The sequence below is a fragment of the Mesorhizobium sp. KACC 23794 genome, assembly GCF_052180275.1.
GTDB lineage: Bacteria > Pseudomonadota > Alphaproteobacteria > Rhizobiales > Rhizobiaceae > Kumtagia.
On the sequence record NZ_CP197465.1, the window covers coordinates 1,731,923 to 1,749,340 of the forward strand.

The 17,418-nt window shown below is 64.9% G+C and carries 15 protein-coding genes; 12 read left to right on the forward strand and 3 right to left on the reverse strand.

From position 1 onward, the window contains the following. The first annotated feature begins 80 nt into the window (after positions 1-80). On the forward strand, positions 81-356 hold the full coding sequence (locus ACSBOB_RS08585; RefSeq protein ID WP_442582013.1) for a hypothetical protein: 276 nt from the start codon (positions 81-83) through the stop codon (positions 354-356). Between the two features lie 425 nt (positions 357-781). Continuing rightward, positions 782-2,761: an adenylate/guanylate cyclase domain-containing protein gene (locus tag ACSBOB_RS08590; protein ID WP_442582014.1), complete on the forward strand. Its 1,980-nt coding sequence runs from the start codon at positions 782-784 to the stop codon at positions 2,759-2,761. Between the two features lie 861 nt (positions 2,762-3,622). On the opposite strand, the gene ACSBOB_RS08595 is transcribed toward ACSBOB_RS08590, so the two are convergent. The 3 genes from ACSBOB_RS08595 to ACSBOB_RS08605 form a co-directional block, all read right to left on the reverse strand. Then, positions 3,623-4,729 carry a LacI family DNA-binding transcriptional regulator gene (locus ACSBOB_RS08595; RefSeq protein ID WP_442582015.1) on the reverse strand — a complete coding sequence of 369 codons (1,107 nt, stop codon included), beginning with the start codon at positions 4,727-4,729 and terminating at the stop codon, positions 3,623-3,625. Between the two features lie 231 nt (positions 4,730-4,960). After that, positions 4,961-6,283 (reverse strand): ATP-binding protein, encoded by a 1,323-nt coding sequence (locus tag ACSBOB_RS08600; protein ID WP_442582016.1) that lies wholly within the window; start codon positions 6,281-6,283, stop codon positions 4,961-4,963. Next, positions 6,280-6,939 carry a response regulator gene (locus tag ACSBOB_RS08605; protein WP_442582017.1) on the reverse strand — a complete coding sequence of 220 codons (660 nt, stop codon included), beginning with the start codon at positions 6,937-6,939 and terminating at the stop codon, positions 6,280-6,282. Before ACSBOB_RS08605 ends, ACSBOB_RS08600 begins: the two co-directional genes overlap by 4 nt. A gap of 125 nt (positions 6,940-7,064) precedes the next feature. Between ACSBOB_RS08605 and ACSBOB_RS08610 the strand changes: the two genes are divergently transcribed. The 10 genes from ACSBOB_RS08610 to ACSBOB_RS08655 all read left to right on the forward strand — a co-directional run bounded on the left by ACSBOB_RS08610 (position 7,065) and on the right by ACSBOB_RS08655 (position 17,414). Beyond that, the gene (locus tag ACSBOB_RS08610) at positions 7,065-7,343 is read left to right on the forward strand and encodes a PepSY domain-containing protein (protein ID WP_442582018.1); all 279 of its coding nucleotides are present in this window, start codon (positions 7,065-7,067) and stop codon (positions 7,341-7,343) included. Then, complete coding sequence (locus ACSBOB_RS08615) at positions 7,343-7,570, forward strand: hypothetical protein (protein ID WP_442582019.1); 228 nt, start codon at positions 7,343-7,345, stop codon at positions 7,568-7,570. Before ACSBOB_RS08610 ends, ACSBOB_RS08615 begins: the two co-directional genes overlap by 1 nt. Then, entirely contained in the window at positions 7,561-8,355 is a 795-nt protein-coding gene (locus ACSBOB_RS08620) for a glycosyltransferase family 2 protein (RefSeq protein WP_442582020.1), read from the forward strand. Before ACSBOB_RS08615 ends, ACSBOB_RS08620 begins: the two co-directional genes overlap by 10 nt. Continuing rightward, positions 8,352-8,630 carry a lipid-A-disaccharide synthase N-terminal domain-containing protein gene (locus tag ACSBOB_RS08625; RefSeq protein ID WP_442582021.1) on the forward strand — a complete coding sequence of 93 codons (279 nt, stop codon included), beginning with the start codon at positions 8,352-8,354 and terminating at the stop codon, positions 8,628-8,630. Before ACSBOB_RS08620 ends, ACSBOB_RS08625 begins: the two co-directional genes overlap by 4 nt. Next, complete coding sequence (locus tag ACSBOB_RS08630) at positions 8,630-10,057, forward strand: ArnT family glycosyltransferase (protein ID WP_442582022.1); 1,428 nt, start codon at positions 8,630-8,632, stop codon at positions 10,055-10,057. Before ACSBOB_RS08625 ends, ACSBOB_RS08630 begins: the two co-directional genes overlap by 1 nt. Positions 10,058-10,348: 291 nt before the next feature. Then, the gene (locus ACSBOB_RS08635; protein WP_442582023.1) at positions 10,349-11,320 is read left to right on the forward strand and encodes an ABC transporter permease; all 972 of its coding nucleotides are present in this window, start codon (positions 10,349-10,351) and stop codon (positions 11,318-11,320) included. Positions 11,321-11,380: 60 nt separating this feature from the next. Then, positions 11,381-12,403, forward strand: a complete 1,023-nt coding sequence (locus ACSBOB_RS08640) for a sugar ABC transporter substrate-binding protein (RefSeq protein ID WP_442582024.1) — start codon at positions 11,381-11,383, stop codon at positions 12,401-12,403. Positions 12,404-12,716: 313 nt separating this feature from the next. Further along, a complete protein-coding gene (locus tag ACSBOB_RS08645; RefSeq protein WP_442582025.1) occupies positions 12,717-14,840 on the forward strand; it encodes an ABC transporter permease in 2,124 nt (707 codons plus the stop codon). Continuing rightward, complete coding sequence (locus ACSBOB_RS08650; RefSeq protein WP_442582026.1) at positions 14,837-15,886, forward strand: hypothetical protein; 1,050 nt, start codon at positions 14,837-14,839, stop codon at positions 15,884-15,886. The genes ACSBOB_RS08645 and ACSBOB_RS08650 overlap by 4 nt, the downstream gene beginning before the upstream one ends. 1 nt (position 15,887) lies before the next feature. Then, positions 15,888-17,414 (forward strand): sugar ABC transporter ATP-binding protein, encoded by a 1,527-nt coding sequence (locus ACSBOB_RS08655; protein ID WP_442582027.1) that lies wholly within the window; start codon positions 15,888-15,890, stop codon positions 17,412-17,414. Positions 17,415-17,418 lie beyond the last annotated feature (4 nt).

Here is a 17,418-nt window from a genome sequence, read left to right on the forward strand (position 1 = left end):
AGGCGGGTATGTGTTAGGTCCTTCGCCGGGCAGGATGACGGGACAAGGTCTGCCGCGAGGGACAAAACACGGGGACGACGATGCCGATGCGATATGCGGTGTCCCGCGCCGCGCTGTTCGCCATCGCCACTGCCGCAGCAAGCCTGCCGGAGGAGGCTGGCGTGACCGAAGCGGCGATGGGGCGATACAATCATCGCGCCTTCGCCCTTCCCGGTATCCGCATTCTGCCGCCGATCCCCGGGGTCTATTGGCAAGGCGCGAACGTCTATTCCACGGCGACGCCGGCAAGGATCTCCAGATACCGATCGGCTGCAAGACCCCGTTGGGGTCGCACCAACGGTCGAAGTCGACCGTAGCCGGTATCGCGCGGTCCAGTTGAGCCGCGATCTTCAGGTAGCTCGCTCGACGGGACGAAATGGTGCGTAGCTGTTATACTCGGACGCAGGCGCGTTGAGCGCGACCTGCGCGGTTCAAAGCCGGAAAGCAAAAGGTTTTCAGGGAGCGCGGTTCGCAAACCCTGCGGCAGAAATGGTCTGGCAATCCGCGAAATATGCTGCCAGCTTACGACTGGGGGAAGTCGACATGCCGATCGAGCTTTTTATCTCGCGAGAGTGCGCCGGGTCGTTTTCGGCGGCGTGCCAGCCCGGCCGCAAGGGTCGGGCGTCCGCATTGCCGTTCGCGCGGTCGCTCTCCGGACCCGGCGGGACGTGGTAGGATGGAACGCGAGGGTCCAACGGCGCCGTCGATAGCGGCCAAACCTTCGGCCGTCGCGACGGAAGGCGTGGCCGGGACCCCTTCCGCCGTGGCCGGAGACGCTTCGGCAGCCGCTGCGCCGGGGCAAGACGCCGCCCAGACCCGTTGGGTGAGGCCGCTCCGCCTGCATCTCAGCATCGTCATCATCCTGCTTCTGATCGGCATATCCGTGCCGCTGATGTGGCTCACCTATGCGCAGGGACGGCGGATGGCGCTGGCCACCGCCGAAGAGCAGATGAGTCAGCTCAGCCAGCGTACCATCGACCGCTACCGCAGCATCTTCGGCGATGGTTATTCGACCGTGACCGTTGCGTCGGTGCTGCAGCCGCTGCTGTCGCCGCCGTCGGACGACCTCAAGGCCAAGACCGATTTCCTGGTCAAGACCCTCGAAGGCTCGCCCTACACGGACGGCTTCTATGTCGGCTATCCCGATGGCGGCTTCCTGCACGCGGTGGCGGTGGAGCGCAATCCTGGATGGGCGAAAGCCCTCGACGCGCCGGTCGGCACGGTCTTCGCCGTCCGCACCATCGACCGGCCTCCGTCCGGCCCGCTGCAGACCTGGCGGTTCCTGGACCGGGGCGGCGCGGTGATCGGCGAGCGCCAGACCGACAAGGTGTCCTACGATCCGCGCCGTCGTCCGTGGTACAGGGCGGCATCGAGAGCCGGCGCGCCGGTTTCCGTCGGCCCCTACGTGACCGCGACGACCGGATCGCTGGCACTGACGCTGGCGGCGCCGATGGCGGAGAACCGCCAGGTGGTCGCCGGCGTCGACCTCCTGCTCGAAACCATCAGCCGGCTCCTCGCCCGCGCAGCGGTGTCCGAGCATGCGCGCGGCTACGTCTTCGACTACGAGAAGAAGCTCATCGTCCACTCGGACGAGGCGATGATGCAGCAGATCCTCGACAGCTACCTGCCGACGCCGAAGGATGGCGGTCGGTCGCCTGTCGCCGATCCGGCGCTGGAACCGATCCGCGAGCAACTCCGCGTCATCAGCGAGAACCCAGACCGCACGGCGCGTTTCGAGGTGGATGGCGAGCCCTACATCGCCCGCATCTCCTCGGTCGGCTTCTCCGACCTTTTGCGCGGCAACACCATCGTCATCGCCGCGCCGCTCTCGGATTTCACCGCGCCGAGCCAGCGCCTGCTGACCAAGAACCTGGCGATTACGGGAATCGTGCTCCTCGCCGGCATCATGGCCGCCTTGCTCGTGGCCCGGCTGATCAGCCGGGCGCTGCTCGGACTGTCGGAGGACGCGCGCCACATCGGCAACCTGGACTTCGAGGCGCCGCCGGCGAAGCGCTCGTGGATCGCCGAGATCAACACGCTGGCCCGGGCGCTGGCCTCCGCCCGCGAGGCGATCCGCACCTTCGCGCTCTACGTGCCGCGCGAGCTCGTGCGCAACATCGTAGCGTCGGGCCAGGCGAGCGCCGGAAAGGCGGTCCGGCAGGAGGTCTCGGTGCTGTTCACCGACATTCGCGACTTCACCACCATCTCTGAACAGCATTCGCCCGAGGAGGTGGTCGGCATGCTTTCCACCTATTTCGACCTGATGAACCCCATCGTCGAGCGCCACAACGGCGTGATCGTCCAGTATCTCGGCGATTCCATCTATGCCATGTGGAACGCGCCGGTGGCAGACCCGACGCATGTCGACGACGCCTGCCGCTGTGCGCTGGAGCTGAAGGCCGCGATCGACGCCTTCAACGCGGCCAACCGGCAGGCCGGCCGTCCGGAACTGGTGACGCGCTTTGGCGTGCATACGGGCGAGGCGGTGGTCGGCAGCGTCGGTGCGCAAGCCCGCCGGCAATATACGGGAATGGGCGATACGGTGAACGTCGCGTCCAGGCTGGAAGGCATGAACAAGGAGTATGGCACCACGATCCTGGTCAGCGGCACGGTGCGCGAACGCTGCACCGCGCCCTTCGCGTTCCGCGGCCTCGGCGTCGCCAAGGCGAAGGGCCGCAGCGAAGGGATCGAGATTTTCGAGCTTGAAGGAGTGGCCCCCTGAAGTTCGACCGGTCGCGCCGCCTGTCCTCCGGACCGGATCGTGGTGTTGGGATGCGTCAATCCAGACAGCAGTGAGGAATGGGGAGAAGGGAGGCTGAGGCCAGCGTCCTTCTCCTCATCTTTCACGAAGAGGTCGGAAGGACGCCGGCAGGAGGATGAGGAGCGGCTCAAAAGGCCAATGCTGCCGCGAGTTGCCCCTCATGAACAAACGGAACCGGCCAGCAAGACTGCACCGACCGGCTCCGCCCGGGAGAGCTCGGTATGCGTCCGCCAATTCGGCGGCCGTGTTGGGCGGGTCGTGGAATGTGTCGACGTTCTTCGCTCAAGCCTCGATCTTCGTGCCCTTCACGTGGCGCGACAGGTCTCGGCGGTAATCGCTTCCGTTGGTCCTCCTCCGTTCGCCCAACAGCCTGGCGCCTCATCCCAGGCGGGGGCGCCACTCGGCATCATAAGTTGATCATATCTTTTAATTTTATGAGCGGTCAATCGGAATCAGGAACCGCCTCGAGTGAGCCGACACAGGCGTTTCTCAAACTGCTTTTCCAGGTCCGGCGGGGTCGTGCACCGCTTGCGAGGGCATCCGGATTGCGGCAAGCTTGTCGGCCAGGAAACGCCGGGCCAGCAACCCGATACGCCTGGTAGATGCCGTGCTTCTCGCATTTTCAGGCTTGGCGTGAAGCCAAACACGCTCGTTTCAACCGAGCTTTACGATAACCATCTGAAATCCCGGCATCTTTCGGACTTCACGCGATCTTCCGGTGGCGCGCCGTCCTCCATGCCCTGCGCCAGAGCGGACACAAAAATATAGCGAAAACAATTGTTTGACGTCCCTCACGTCGCTGGCGCCATGCCGGGCGCCCGTTCACTGCGGCAGGCGCAGGCCGGTTTTCACCGAACGCACCGGCGAAGGCTTCGCGGTCGTCGCCCGCAACACCAGCGGGCCGTCGATCTTGATCGTCATCGGCTTCATCTTCTTGCCGTGGACGGTCATGTCGAGCAGTGCCTCGGCGGCGCGCTGCCCCATCTCGTAGTTGGGAAGCACCAGCGTTGTCAGGGGAGGGTGGGTGTAGCGGGCAAGTTCCTGGTCGTCGTAGCCCATGATGGTCAGGTCGTCGGGAACCTTGAAACCCATCTCCTGCGCGGCCTCCAGCGCGCCGACGGCCATCAAATCATTGCCGCAGAAGAGGGCGGTCGGCGGGTTGTCGGTAGAAAGCAGGTCGAGCGCGTGCTGGTATCCGCTCAGAGGCAGCCAGTCACCGCTGCGTACTAGGCGTTCATCGAAGCCGATATCGGCGGTGGCAAGCGCCTGGCGGTAGCCTTTCAGCCGGTCGAGCGAGGCATCCATCCATGGCTCGCCATTGATGAAACCGATCCGGCGATGCCCTAGTTCCGTCAGATGCGCGGTCGCCGTGAAGCCGCCGGCAACCTCGCCAGGCAGGATCGCGATGTGTTTTCGCGGCTCCGCGTAGCAGTTCAGCAGCACTGTCGGGATGTCTTCCAGCGACTTGGGCAAGGTCACGCGGCGGGTGAAGATCGACGAATAGATGACGCCGACCACCGACTTGTCGCGCTTCACCGCCTCGATCGTCGCTTCTTCCAGTTCGGGATTGGAGCGGGTCACGTAGGTGGCGACGAGAAAATCCTGCTCGAACGCGAAGTCGCGGGCGCCGTCGAGACTGACCACCGGATGCGGGCTGGTCGAGATCTCGTCGACCAGATAGGCGATGGTGCGCCGGTCCGTCCCCGCCGCGGCCTGATGCCTCGTGCCCGGCAGCTTGTATCCCACCTGCCGCGCCGCGTCGAACACCCGCTGCTGCGTATCCGGCGATATCCGCGCCCCCGACATCTGGTTCAGCACCAGCGAAACGCTCGACTGCGAAACCCCCGCGATCCGCGCCACGTCGGTCATCGTCGGCCGGCCGCGGCGTTTTTCGCTGCCGACATCGTCGGTGGCGTCGCTCTTCGTCATGCCTCTCTCCCGCTTGCCCTCGCTGCCTGCGATCGGCAGGCATGTCCCGCATGCGCATGATTGCGGAGCGCCCAAAGCCAAGGAAACAGGATTATCATGAAATTTGCAGCCCACCCGTAATATTTCTCCAGAGAATTAGGCATAAAATAACTGGAGTACGAATGAGTGGGGAGCGCGGCCCGGCGATTGTGCGAAAACGTCGGCAAGCAGTTCACTGGTTTGGCTGTGGCGCTATGACGGAAGGCGGAGTTGGGCTTCGAAACCATCTTCCCGACCGCGGGCGGGAGATGTCAGGGTGAGCGTCGCCCCCATCTGGCGCGCCAGCCGGTCGACGATCGCGAGGCCGAGTCCGGATCCTTGAACGGAGGACGTGTTGCGCTTGAAGCGCCTGGTCAGTTGCGCAAGCTGCGCGGCAGGAACCACGGGGCCTTCGTTCGTTACGCTTAGTGTTGCGTCTGCGGAAATCGTCACATGCACCGGCCGGTCGGGATCGCCGTGCAGCAGCGCGTTCTCGATGAGGTTCCTGAGGATGATGCCGAGCGCGTCGGCGTCCACCTGCCGGACAAGCGGTGCGTCGCCGGAAATCCCGTCGCGGTTCAGCCGAAGCCGTCCGGCATGGTCCGGCCTCCGGCGGAAATCTTCGGCGACCAGTTCGACGACGGCGGAGACATCGACCGGCATCTTCGATGCGCCGATGCCGGAGTCCGCCCGGGCCAGTTGAAGGAGTTTCTCCGTCAGGTGGCCAAGTTCGGACAACGAGGTCTCGATGGCGCGGGCCCGGGTCTGCTCGGGACCGGGTTGCAGTTCGGCGATCAGCCGCTGCGTCTGGGCGAGCGCGCCGGCGATCGGTGTGCGCAGTTCGTGGGCGCTGTTGGAAGCGAATTCCCGTTCGCCCTCCAGCGCGGTACGCAGCCGCTCGAGCAGCCGGTTCACGGAGATGTTGATCGGCTGCAGTTCGACCGGAAGGCCGTCGACCGCCATGGGCGCGAGATTGGCGCCGTCCCGCGCTCCGATCTCCCGCCTCAAGGCGCCCAGAGGGGCTAGCGATCGCCGGACAAAGTACCAGATGCTGAGCATGCTGAGCGGCGCAAGCAGGACGATCGGCAGCAACAGCGACAGCAGTCCCTCGTTCATCGCCTCGCGCCGCTCGGCCAGATTGTCGGCGACCTGCAGGAAGATCGTGCCGCTGACCGCGTCCGCGGTGTAGATGCGCTGGGTCGCGGTTTCGGAGAAACCACGCCGCAAGGGTGCGTCGAACGGCTCCGGCTGGGCGTCGTGCGAATGAAGCAGCACGGCGCCGCTCGCGTCGCGGACCTGGTAGGTGAGATATTCGTCGCCGTCAGCACCGCCGGCGACGCGCCTCGGCTCTTCCAGATCGTCGCGTTGAAAGAGATCGTCGACGACGAGCGGAATGAGGCGTTCGGCGGTTTCCTGCAGGCTGCTGTCGAATGCTTCGTCGAATTCCTCGCGCATCACGAAGGCGCCGAGACCGGCCGCCAGGATCCAGAACAGGATCGTCGACCCGGTGAGCCAGAGCATGAGCCGGCGGGTCATGAAGCCGCCAATCTGTAGCCGATGCCGCGGACCGTCGAGATCATGTCCGCCCCGAGCTTCTTGCGCAGCCGGCTGACGTAGACCTCGACGGCATTGCTCTCGATTTCGGCGCCGAAGGCGTAGAGAGCATCCTCGATCCGGGCCTTGGAGACGATCGATCCGGGCCGGCCGAGCAGGCTGTCGAGCACCGCCCATTCGCGCGCCGTGAGTTCGATCGGCTCGCCGTCGCGGCTTATCCTGCGCTCGGCCGGGACGATTGTGAGCGGGCCGATCGTCATCTGCGGCTCGCTGCGCTGCCCATAGCGCCTGGCCACCGCATGGATTCGGGCCGACAATTCGCCGAGATCGAACGGTTTCACCAGATAGTCGTCGGCGCCGGAATTCAGCCCTTCGATCCGGTCCGAGATCTGGTCGCGTGCGGTCAGCACGATCACCGGGGTCGTGTCCGCGCGGCCTCGCATGTCGCGCAGGTAGGAAATGCCGCTGCCGTCGGGCAATTGGAGATCGAGCAGAACGAGGCCATAGCTGGCGACATCCGCGAAGCCGCGCGCGTCGGCAAGGGTGGTCGCCCAGTCCACTGCATGCGCATCGGCGGATGCATGGTCGCGAACCGCGCCGCCGATCGCCTTGTCGTCCTCTATCAGCAGGATACGCATGCACGACCTTTCCGTGTCGCCCTACTCCGCCTTTTACACGAGGCTGACGGCGGATGCAGCGCTTTCAGCTTGCTGTCAGGTTCGGATGCCACGAATGCCCCGTCGAATGGTCAGGGGGTTGCGTGTTGAAGGTCGTCGTTGCTGCGCTCGCGCTCAACGCGTTTCCGCTCGGAGCGGTGGCATTGGCCGGTATTGCCTGCGACGTGCCGGTTTCCGAGTGGCGGCCGCGGGAGATCTTGCGGGCGAGGCTCCAAGCCGACGGGTGGGAGGTCCGCTCGATCCGCGCGCAGGACGGCTGCTACGAAGCCTATGGCCGGGACAGGAATGGGGTTGAGGTGCATGCGCTGTTCGATCCGAGGACTTTGAAGCGCGTCGACACGGCCAAGCGGGACGGAGCGGGGTGATGGGTGCCGCAGAGGGGGTGGAAAACATGCCACGGAGCCACAACGAAAGCCTCTTCATGAACCGTCGCGTCAATCTTCTGCACGCCGCGCTGCTGCTCGGCCCGATCGTGCTTGCCATCATAATTCTACCGCTGGTCTTCGGTCTGAGCCGGACGAGAAGCGATGTATGCCTGCAGCTTCAGCCATTCGGGCAGCCTGCGTCGATCCAGTCGAACGAATGTCGCTGACCATGCTGAGCCGTGTCGAAGGAACCCATGGGCTTGACGAGGCGATCAGCGTGGTCGTGCCGGTCCTCAACGAGGCCGACAATCTCCAGGTGTTGATCGGCGAAATCGTGCTGGCCGCCAATCGCAGCCCGATCCGCGAAATCGTGTATGTGGACGATGGCAGCACCGACGAAACGCTGGCTCGGCTGGCCGCACTGATGCACGACGTGCCGATGCTGCGCGTCGTTCGTCACGAGCGACCGCTCGGCCAGTCGGCCGCCTTCCTGTCCGGCGCGCGCGCGGCGAGCCAGGAGGTACTGGTGTTCATGGACGGCGACCTTCAGAACGATCCGGCCGACGTCGCCCTGCTTTTCGAGCGCTACAAGGAGGCCGGCGACGGCGAGGCCGGCGTCGCGGTGCTGGGTCAGCGGGCGGTGCGCAAGGACAACCCGCTGCGCCGGGTTTCGTCACGGCTGGCCAATCGCCTGCGAGCCGCCGTGCTGAAGGATGGGACGCACGATACCGGATGCAGCCTGAAGCTGATTCGCCGCGAAGATTTCCTGGCGTTGCCCTATTTCAATCACATGCACCGTTTCCTCCCGGCCATGTTGCTGCGCAACGGGGTTGCGCTCCGGCATGTGCAGGTGGCCCACCGGGCGCGCATCAAAGGCCGCTCCAAATACGGCTTCTGGAACCGGGCGCTGGTCGGCGCGGTGGACCTTGCCGGCGCCGCATGGCTGCGACACCGTGCATTGCCGGCCGACTACGCGCCGAAAGAAGTGCTCATTCCCACGGAGCATCGATGACATCCTCGACGATCTGGCTCGGCATCGGCCTGCTTGGGCAATGCCTGTTCTTCATGCGTTTCCTCGTGCAATGGATCGCATCGGAGCGAAGCCGGCGCAGCGTCGTGCCGCGGGCGTTCTGGTATTTCAGCATCCTCGGCGGCCTGACGTTGCTCGCCTATGCGATCCGGCAGCGCGATATCGTCTTCATCATCGGCCAGGCGACCGGCATCCTCATCTACACCCGTAACATCTATCTCAGCCGGCCACAGGCGAAGCTGCCAGAGCCGGCTTGATGCGGCTTTCAAGACCGGCCGCTTCCGTCCTGCCTTATCTCCTGCTCGCGCTGTTCTTCCTCGTATCCCTGGCAGTGCGGCCGTTGCTCCCGGTCGACGAGACGCGCTACCTGACCGTCGCCTGGGAGATGCGCCTTCGGGACAGTTTTTTTGTCCCGACGCTGAATTTCGAACCCTATTTCCAGAAGCCGCCGCTGCTGTTCTGGCTGATCGACCTCGCCTGGGGCGTCTTCGGCGCGAGCCGGGCGGCGGCGCTGGCCGCCATTTTCGTCATCTCATCGTCGGTCATCTGGCTGACCCAGCGCCTCGCCGTGGCGCTTTTCCCGGATGTAGAGGGGATGGCGGAGAGGATGCCCTGGCTGACGCTAGGAAGCGTCATCTTCCTCATCTATTCCACCCTGGTCTTGTTCGATCTGCTGCTGACGGCTTGCGTGCTCGCCGCGTTCCTGGCGCTCGCCGCCTTTTCGAGGGGCAGGGGCTGGCGGTATGCGGTGCTGGCAGGGCTGTGCGTGGGCCTGGGCGTGCTTGCCAAGGGACCGGTGGTACTGATCCACATGGCCGCGCCGATCCTGCTCTACCCGCTGTGGCGCGATCCGCGATCCAGCCTGCCCGTCCGCAAGTTTTTCGCCGGCGTGCCGGTGGTGGTTCTCGCCGCCTTTATTCCCGTCGTTGCCTGGCTTGGTCCGGCATTGCATCAAACAGGCCTGGATTTCGCCTACAACCTCGTCTGGCGCCAGGCCGCGGGTCGTGTCTCCGGCTCGCTCCAGCGCGCGCATGCCCGGCCCCTGCATTTCTACCTGTTGCTTTTGCCGGTGGCGCTTCTGCCGTGGGGATTGTCCTTCGACCTCTGGCGCTCCCGCCCCTGGCGGCGGCTCAGCCACGATGGCGACATCGCGCCTCAAGACCGGCGCGTGCTCGGGTTTCTCGGGCTTTGGCTGCTGTCGGTCCTGGTCGCCTTCAGCCTGATCGCGGGCAAGCAGCCCCATTATCTGGTGCCGCTGTTGCCGGCGGTGGTCCTGCTGTTCGGATTTTTCATGGCGGGGATACGGTTCAGCGCGTTTCCCTGGAGCGCCGCTTTCATGCTTGTGGTGTTCGCGGCGGGCCAGATCGTGGCGTCGGCGACGCTGTTTCCCCGCTACGACCTTTCGGGCCTGGCGGATTTCGTTGCCGGGAGAAAGGCGGCCGACTGGGCCTATGCCGGCCGCTACGAAGGCGAGATCACGTTTCTGGCCGGGATCGAAAAGCCGTTCGACATCGTTGCGGAAAACACCGCGGATCAATGGCTGCAGGCCCATCCGGCGGGCTATCTCATCACCAAGGTCGAGCGTTTTCCCGACAACAGCCGACGCGTCGCCTACAGCCATCTGGGCGAACGTGGTTACCTGGTCGTGCTGCGCGGCGAGCAGACGCCATTGCCAGGGCGATAACGGCCTGGCTTCCGCTGGTTTGCGGGCTGAAACGATCCCTGGTCATCCCGCCACGGCCTCGAAACTCGGCCGGGACCGCAACAGGTATTTTCCGAGGCGATCGGCGTCGTTGCCGCGCTACATGTCTGGTGCAGGAACGGCCGCGCCCCGATTGTGGTGGCGCGCAAAAACTTCCCTAGGGCCAGCAGGCTGTTGCGATTGACGAGACGCCCGCTCGGCTAATAACCTCGCCTCCGGAGGTTGGTCTTGAGCCGTGTCCTTGGGAGAGGGGGCGGCGAAGGAGAGTGGGGCGTGCGCCAGTCCAGACAACTTAGCCAGGAAGGCATCGTCCTGGCCACGGCGGCGCTGATCTTTCTTGCGGCGGGCATCTTCTTGCCCGGCTTCCTCAACCCCGACAATCTGGTCTCTATCGTGCGCTCGGTCTCGGTGCTCGGCATCCTGGCGCTCGGCATGGCGATCGTCATTATCGGCCGCGGCATCGACCTCGCCGCCGTCGCCATCATGGCGATGTCGGTCGCCTGGTATCTGCAACTCCTCAACGACGGCACGGCCGACGGCACGGCGCTGGCGATTGTGCTCGGCGGCGTGCTGGTCATCGGCCTGCTCAACGGTTTCCTCGTCGCCTATGCCGACGTGCCGGCGATCTTCGTGACGCTGGCCAGCGGCTCCTTCGTATTCGGCTATGTGCGCTCGCAACTGATTTCGCAGGACGCCGTGCCGGTGCCGCCGGACCACTGGCTGGCGCGTTTCGGCGGCTTGCGCTTCCTCGATATCCCGATCGAGGTGTTCATTTTCGCAGCGCTGGCGGTGCTGATCTTCCTGTTCCTGCGCTTCACCAAATGGGGCCGCTACATCTATTACGCCGGCGACAACCCGGTCGCCGCGCGCAACATCGGTATCCCGGTGCGGCCGATGCTGGTGCTGCGCTACGTTATCTCGGCGCTGATCGCCTTCGCCGCCGGCCTGCTGACCGCCGCCAGCCTGCATTCGATCAACACCCGCGTCGTCAACTCGACGCTGCTCTACGACATCGTGCTGGTGGCGGTGATCGGCGGCATCGGCCTGGCGGGCGGCAAGGGCGGCGTGCGCAACGTGCTGTTCGGCGCGGCCCTCATCGGCATCATGCTCAACGCCATGACCATCATCGACATACCGCTGATCTATCAGAACCTGATCAAATCGACCATTCTGCTTGCCGCGATCATCATCGACGGGCTGGTCAACCCGCGCGACGAGCAGACGGCCCAGCAGGGCGACATCTAACGGTCGGCCGCAAGCCGCCCGCCTGACTTTATTGAAACTGGACAGAAAAAGGGGATTGCCATGAGACTGATGCTAAAACTTCTGGCCGCCGCGGCCGCCTTGTCGATGCCGTTCCTCGCCGTCCAGGCGAAGGCGCAGGAAGATCCCGGCCCGGCCGCCTATGCCGAGGCGATGAAGGGAAAGCGCGTCATGCTCGTCCCGATGGCGATGGGTTTTGACCTGGCGCAGGGCTGGGCCAGCTACATCAAGAAGGAGGTCGACGCGTTCGGCGGCACCTTCGAGACCCGCGACCCGAACTGGAGCGTCGAGGCCGGCGCCCAGGCGATCACCGAGGCGATCTCGTCCGAGACGCGGCCGGACGTGCTGATCGTGCACTCGCCCGACCTCAACTCCTACGCCCGTCTGCTGAAGAAGGCGCAGGCAGCCGGAACCTACGTCATCCTCATCGACAATCCGGCGAACTTCGCCGCCGACGCCTTCGTCGGCTCCGACTGGGACCGCCTCGGCCAGCTTGAAGCCGAAGCCGTGATCAAGGGCTGTGGCCCGAACTCGTCGAAGAAGATCGGCCTCGTGCAGGGCGACCAGGTCAATGCGTCGAGCCTCTACCAGTATGCCGGCATCATGAAGGTCATGGCCAAAAACCCCGACTTCCAGATCGTCGCAAAACCCGATTCCAACTGGGACGCCACCACCTCGCGCAACGTGACGACCACCATGCTCCAGCAGAACCCCGACATCTGCGGCATCATTGACTTCTGGGATGGCGACGCCGTTGGCGCGGCCGCCGCGATCCGCGACGCAAAAATGCAGGACAAGGTGTTTCTGGTGACCACCGGCGGCGGCGAAAAAACCGCCGACTGCGACAAGCTGGAAGACGGCACCTATGGCGCGGTGGTGATGACCGAACTGCACCAGCAGTCGCGCGACATCAACGCCATCATAAAATTCCTGCTGCAGAGCGGCCAGGCTCCCGGCACCTCGAAGACCTACATCTATACGCTGGAGAAGGCGACGACCAAGGCCGACCTCACACCTAACAGCTGCTGGGACCTGAAGGCTCTGCAGGCCGCCGCCGCGCAGTGACGTCAGGGGTCGCTTGACCTTGGAACGTCGCGCTGCCCCTCACCCGGCTGCCGCCACCCTCTCCCCCGCAAGAGCGGGGAGAGGAGCGCTGGCCGCGACCTGGCCGCCTCAATCCGCAACCTTGGCGATTGGCGAAACCGTTGACGACGGCGTCCTTCTCCCCGTCTCTTTACGGGGAGAAGTGCCCGGCAGGGCGATGAGGGGCGGCGCCGACGGTCGAGGTGCAGACCTGTTGGCATAAGGCGTCTAAACACGTCCCACTACCGGCCGGGCTTCCCGGCCGCCCCTTTCCCGAAACCACCGGCGCCCATAGATGACCTTTCGCGAACGCCTGCAGTCCTGGCGCTACAATCTCGTTCCTGATCATCTGGTCGGCGAGATTCTCACCAAGCGCTGGACCGACAATGCGATTCCATTCCTGGCGCTGGTCATCACCGTGGCAGGCTTCGGCACAGCCATCCCCGGCTTCTTCAAGATCGCCTCGCTGCAGGATTCCACTCGCCAGCTCGGCGAGTTCTCGATCGTCGTCACCGGCCTCGTGGTCGTCATGCTGGGCGGCGGCATCGACCTCTCCGTCGGCTCGATCTTCGCGCTGTCCTGCTTCGCCGCCGTTTCGGTCTTCTTCATCTTCGAGCAGCCGGTGTGGATGGCGCTGGCCGCGGCGATTGCTACCGGTCTCGCCTGCGGCGCGATCAATGGCTACCTCGTCGGCGTGCTCAGGCTGCGCGCCTTCCTCACCACGCTGGTCACCTTCATCATCGGCCGCGCCTTATTCGACATTCTTGTCGTCAACTTCGCCGCGCAGATCCAGATGTCGATGGCGATGTCGGATGTCTGGGATTTTATCGGCGACGGCACGCTTTTCGGCTTTTCCATCTCAGTGCTGACGGCCATCGTCTTCGCTATCGTCACCCATATCGCGCTGACACGATCGCGCCCCGGCTGGCATGTGCTGGCCGTCGGCGGCTCGCGGCGCTCGGCCCACAATGCCGGCATCAGGGTCAAGCGGACAGTGTTCCTCACCTACGTCTTCTCCGGCTTCTGCGCATCGATTGCCGGGTTCCTGATCGCGACGCGGCTCAGCGGGGCAGGGCCGGGGACGGGCCTCAACCTCGAAATCCTGGCGCTGACGGCCGCCGTGGTCGGCGGCAACAGTCTTGGCGGCGGCCGCGGCTCGGTGGTCAAGGGACTGATGGGCGCAATCGTCGTGCTGGTCATGACTAACGGCCTGATCCGGCTGGGCTACGGCACCGGCACCAACCAGATGGTGCTCGGCCTCATGCTGGCCGTCGCCGTCATCATCGACATCCGCTGGCTGAAGAACCGCCACAAGGTGCTGAACGAGGTTTATGTCGCGCCGGTCTATCTGAAGATGGGCGAGACACAGTCGGCGGCACCCGGCTCCGGCACGCCCTACGAACTCGACAACCGCCTGTCCGAAACCGACTATATCGGCCTTGGCGAACTCGAAGGCCCCGAGGACGTCATCCTCGACCGCGATGACAATCTCTATTGCGGCACCCGCCACGGCGAGATCGTCCGCTTCTTTGCGCCCGACTACAAACGTTCCGAAGTCTTCGCCCACATCGGCGGCTTCCCGCTGGGGCTCGCCTTCGACAAGTCCGGTAACCTCATCTCCTGCGTTGGGGCCATGGGCCTCTATTCCGTCTCGCCCGGGCGCGAGGTGAAGCGGCTCTCCGCCGAGACCGCGCGCTCATTCACCTCGATCGTCGACGACGCGCGGCTGCGTGACCCCAACGATTGCGACGTGGCGCCGGACGGCCGCATCTATTTCACCGACTCCACCAAACGCTATGACGCCCACGACTGGGCGCTGGATTCGATCGAGAATCGCGCCACGGGCCGCCTGCTGGTTTACGACCCTAGGGACGGCTCGACCAAAACCCTGCTCGACGGCTACCGCTACGCCAACGGCGTCTGCATGGCGCATGACGGCAAATCGCTGTTCTTCGCCGAAAGCTGGGCCTGCCGCGTCCACCGCTACTGGCTGGAGGGGCCGAAAGCCGGCACCGCCGAATGCGTCATCAAGGACATGCCCGGCTATCCCGACAACATCAACCGCGCCTCCGACGGCAACTACTGGATGGCCTGGCTCGGCATGCGCACGCCGAGCTTCGACCTGTCGCTGCGCCACCCCGGCATGCGCAAGCGCATGACGCGCCGCCTGCCGCAGGACGACTGGCTGTTCCCCAACATCAACACCGGCGGCGTGGTGAAGTTCAGCGAGACGGGCAATATCGTCGAGACGCTTGGCGACCTCTCCGGCGTCTCGCATCCGATGGTCACCTCGATGCGCGAACACAAGGGGTATCTCTATGTCGGCGGCATCCTGAACAACCGCGTCGGCCGCTACCGAATCCCCGGCGCGGACGAAAGCTGGACCGGGCTGAATTCCTATTGGGGAGGCGGCAAATGATTTTCGAACCGATCCTCAATTTTTTCCGCGGCAAGGCGGTCACCATCCCGCCGCTCGACGGCGCGTTCCGGCCCAACACACGCCTTGACGAGGCCGAGGTTTTCGCCACGCTCGCCGACGCCGACAATCTGGCGACGCTCGGCAAGGCGCTTTTCGCCAGCAGCGGCAACGCCGTGTACGAAATCGCCGCTGGCGCCGCACCGCGTGTCGTCGAAACCTTTGCCGCGCCCGTCACCGCGCTTGCTGTCTCGCCCTCCGGCGAACTTGCCATCGGCCTCGAAACCGGCAAGCTGGTGATCGCCGGCAAGGAGACCGAGCTGCCGTCGACTGACCGCTGCATCACCGCTCTGGCGTTCGGCGGCGACGGCGCGCTGTGGCTGGCGAACGGCTCGGCCAGCCGGACACCGTCCATGTGGAGCGCCGACCTGATGGCGCATGGCCAAACCGGCAGCGTGTGGAAACGCGACCCGGGCTCGACCGCCTTCCGCGAACTCGCCTCCGGGCTCGCCTTTCCCTATGGCCTGCATCCTACAGGCGACGGCGTCGTCGTCAGCGAAGCCTGGCGCCACCGCCTGCTGCGGATCGACGCTAACGGCAAGGCCGAAACTGTCGTCGACCACCTTCCCGGCTATCCGTCGCGCCTCTCGCCCGCCGGCGACGGTGGCGTCTGGCTGTCGATCTTTGCGCCGCGCAACCGGCTGATCGAGTTCATCCTCCAAGAGGAGGACTACCGACAGGACATGATGGCGGAAGTCGAGCCGCGCTACTGGATCGCGCCGTCTCTGTCTTCCAGCCGGAGTTTCCTGGAGCCGCTGCAATGCGGCGGCATCAAGACGATGGGCGTGCACAAGCCCTGGTCGCCGACACGCTCATACGGCCTGGTGGTGAAACTCGATGCGTCGCTGCGCCCGGTCTCCAGCCTGCACAGCCGCGCCAACGGCGTCCGCCACGGCACATGCAGCGCGGTCGAGCTTGGCGGGCGCGTCTATGTCGCCTCGCGGGGCGGCGACGCTGTGCTGGCGATCGATCCGGCGGAGGCCGCCTAACATGGATGCCCGCCCGATGGAAAAGCCGGCCACGGACATCATCGTCCGGCTCGAGAACGTCACAAAGGCCTATCGCGGCGTGCCTGCGGTCAAAGGCGCCAATTTCGAACTCAGGCGCGGCGAGATCCACGCGCTGCTCGGCGAGAACGGCGCCGGCAAATCGACGCTGACAAAAATCATCGCCGGCGTGGTCGATATGAGCTCGGGCAAGATGATCCACAACGGTAGGGAGATCGCCTACGCCACGCCCAACGCGGCGCTGGACGCCGGCATCGCCATGGTCTTCCAGGAGACCAGCCTGGTGCCGTCGATGACAGTGGCGCAGAACCTTTATCTCGGCACCGAGGCGTTCCTGAACCGGCTGCGCGGCATCTATATTTCCGCCCAGCAGTTCTTGCAGTCTTTGAATTTCCCGGTCGATCCGACAGCCATGGTAGAGACGCTGGGCGCCGCCAAGCGGCAGATGGTCGAGATCGCGCGCGCCGTCCACCACAATGCCGAGATCATCATCTTCGACGAGCCGACGGCGACGCTGACGCCGGAGGAAAAGCGCCATTTCTTCGCGCTGGTGCGGCGGCTGAAGGCGAGGGGCGTCTCCATCGTCTTCATCAGCCACGCGCTGGAGGAAGCATTGCTTCTGTCCGACCGCATCACCATCCTGCGCGACGGCGAGATCGTGGCTTCCGGCGATACGAAAACCTTCGACCGCGAAAAGATCATCGCCGCGATGGTTGGCCGCAAACTGTCGGCCGAACTCTACCGCAGCCGCGATGCAGCCCAGCTCAGGCCGGCCGGCAAAAAAGTGCTGTCCGTGCAGGATATCTCCATGGGCGCCATGGTGCGCAACAATTCCTTCTCGGTCTTCGAGGGCCAGATCACCGGCGTCTTCGGCCTGATCGGCTCGGGGCGCACAGAGACTTTCAAAGTCGTCGCCGGCATCCACAAGCGCGACTTTTTGCGCGGCGGCGTCATCGAGCTGGATGACAAGCCGGTGCGCTACCTCGTGCCGGCCCAGGCGGTGCGCGACGGCGTCGTCTACGTTACCGAAGACCGCAAGAGCGAAGGCATTTTCGAGACCATGTCGATCGCCGAGAACCTGTTCTCCGGCCTGCTGGCGGCGGGCCACGAACGCGCCTGGGTGATCAGCCTGAAGGAGATGCACGCGCTGTCGCGCGAGTGGACCGAAAACCTCAGCATCCGCGCCATCAACGACAATGCCCGCGTCGTCGAGCTTTCCGGCGGCAACCAGCAGAAGGTGGTGATCGGCAAGGGTCTGGTGGAGCGCCCGCGCCTCGTCATCTTCGACGAGCCGACGCGCGGCGTCGACGTTGGCGCCATCGTCGAGATCCACCAGATCATCAACCGGCTGGCCGACGACGGCCTCGCCGTCGTCGTCATCTCGTCCTATCTGCCGGAGATCATGAACCTCTCCGACCGTATCCTCGTCTGCCGCCAGGGCCGCATCGTCGAGGAGTTTTCACCGACCGAGGCGACCGAGGAGAAGATCATGTACGCGGCGGTGCATTGAGGGG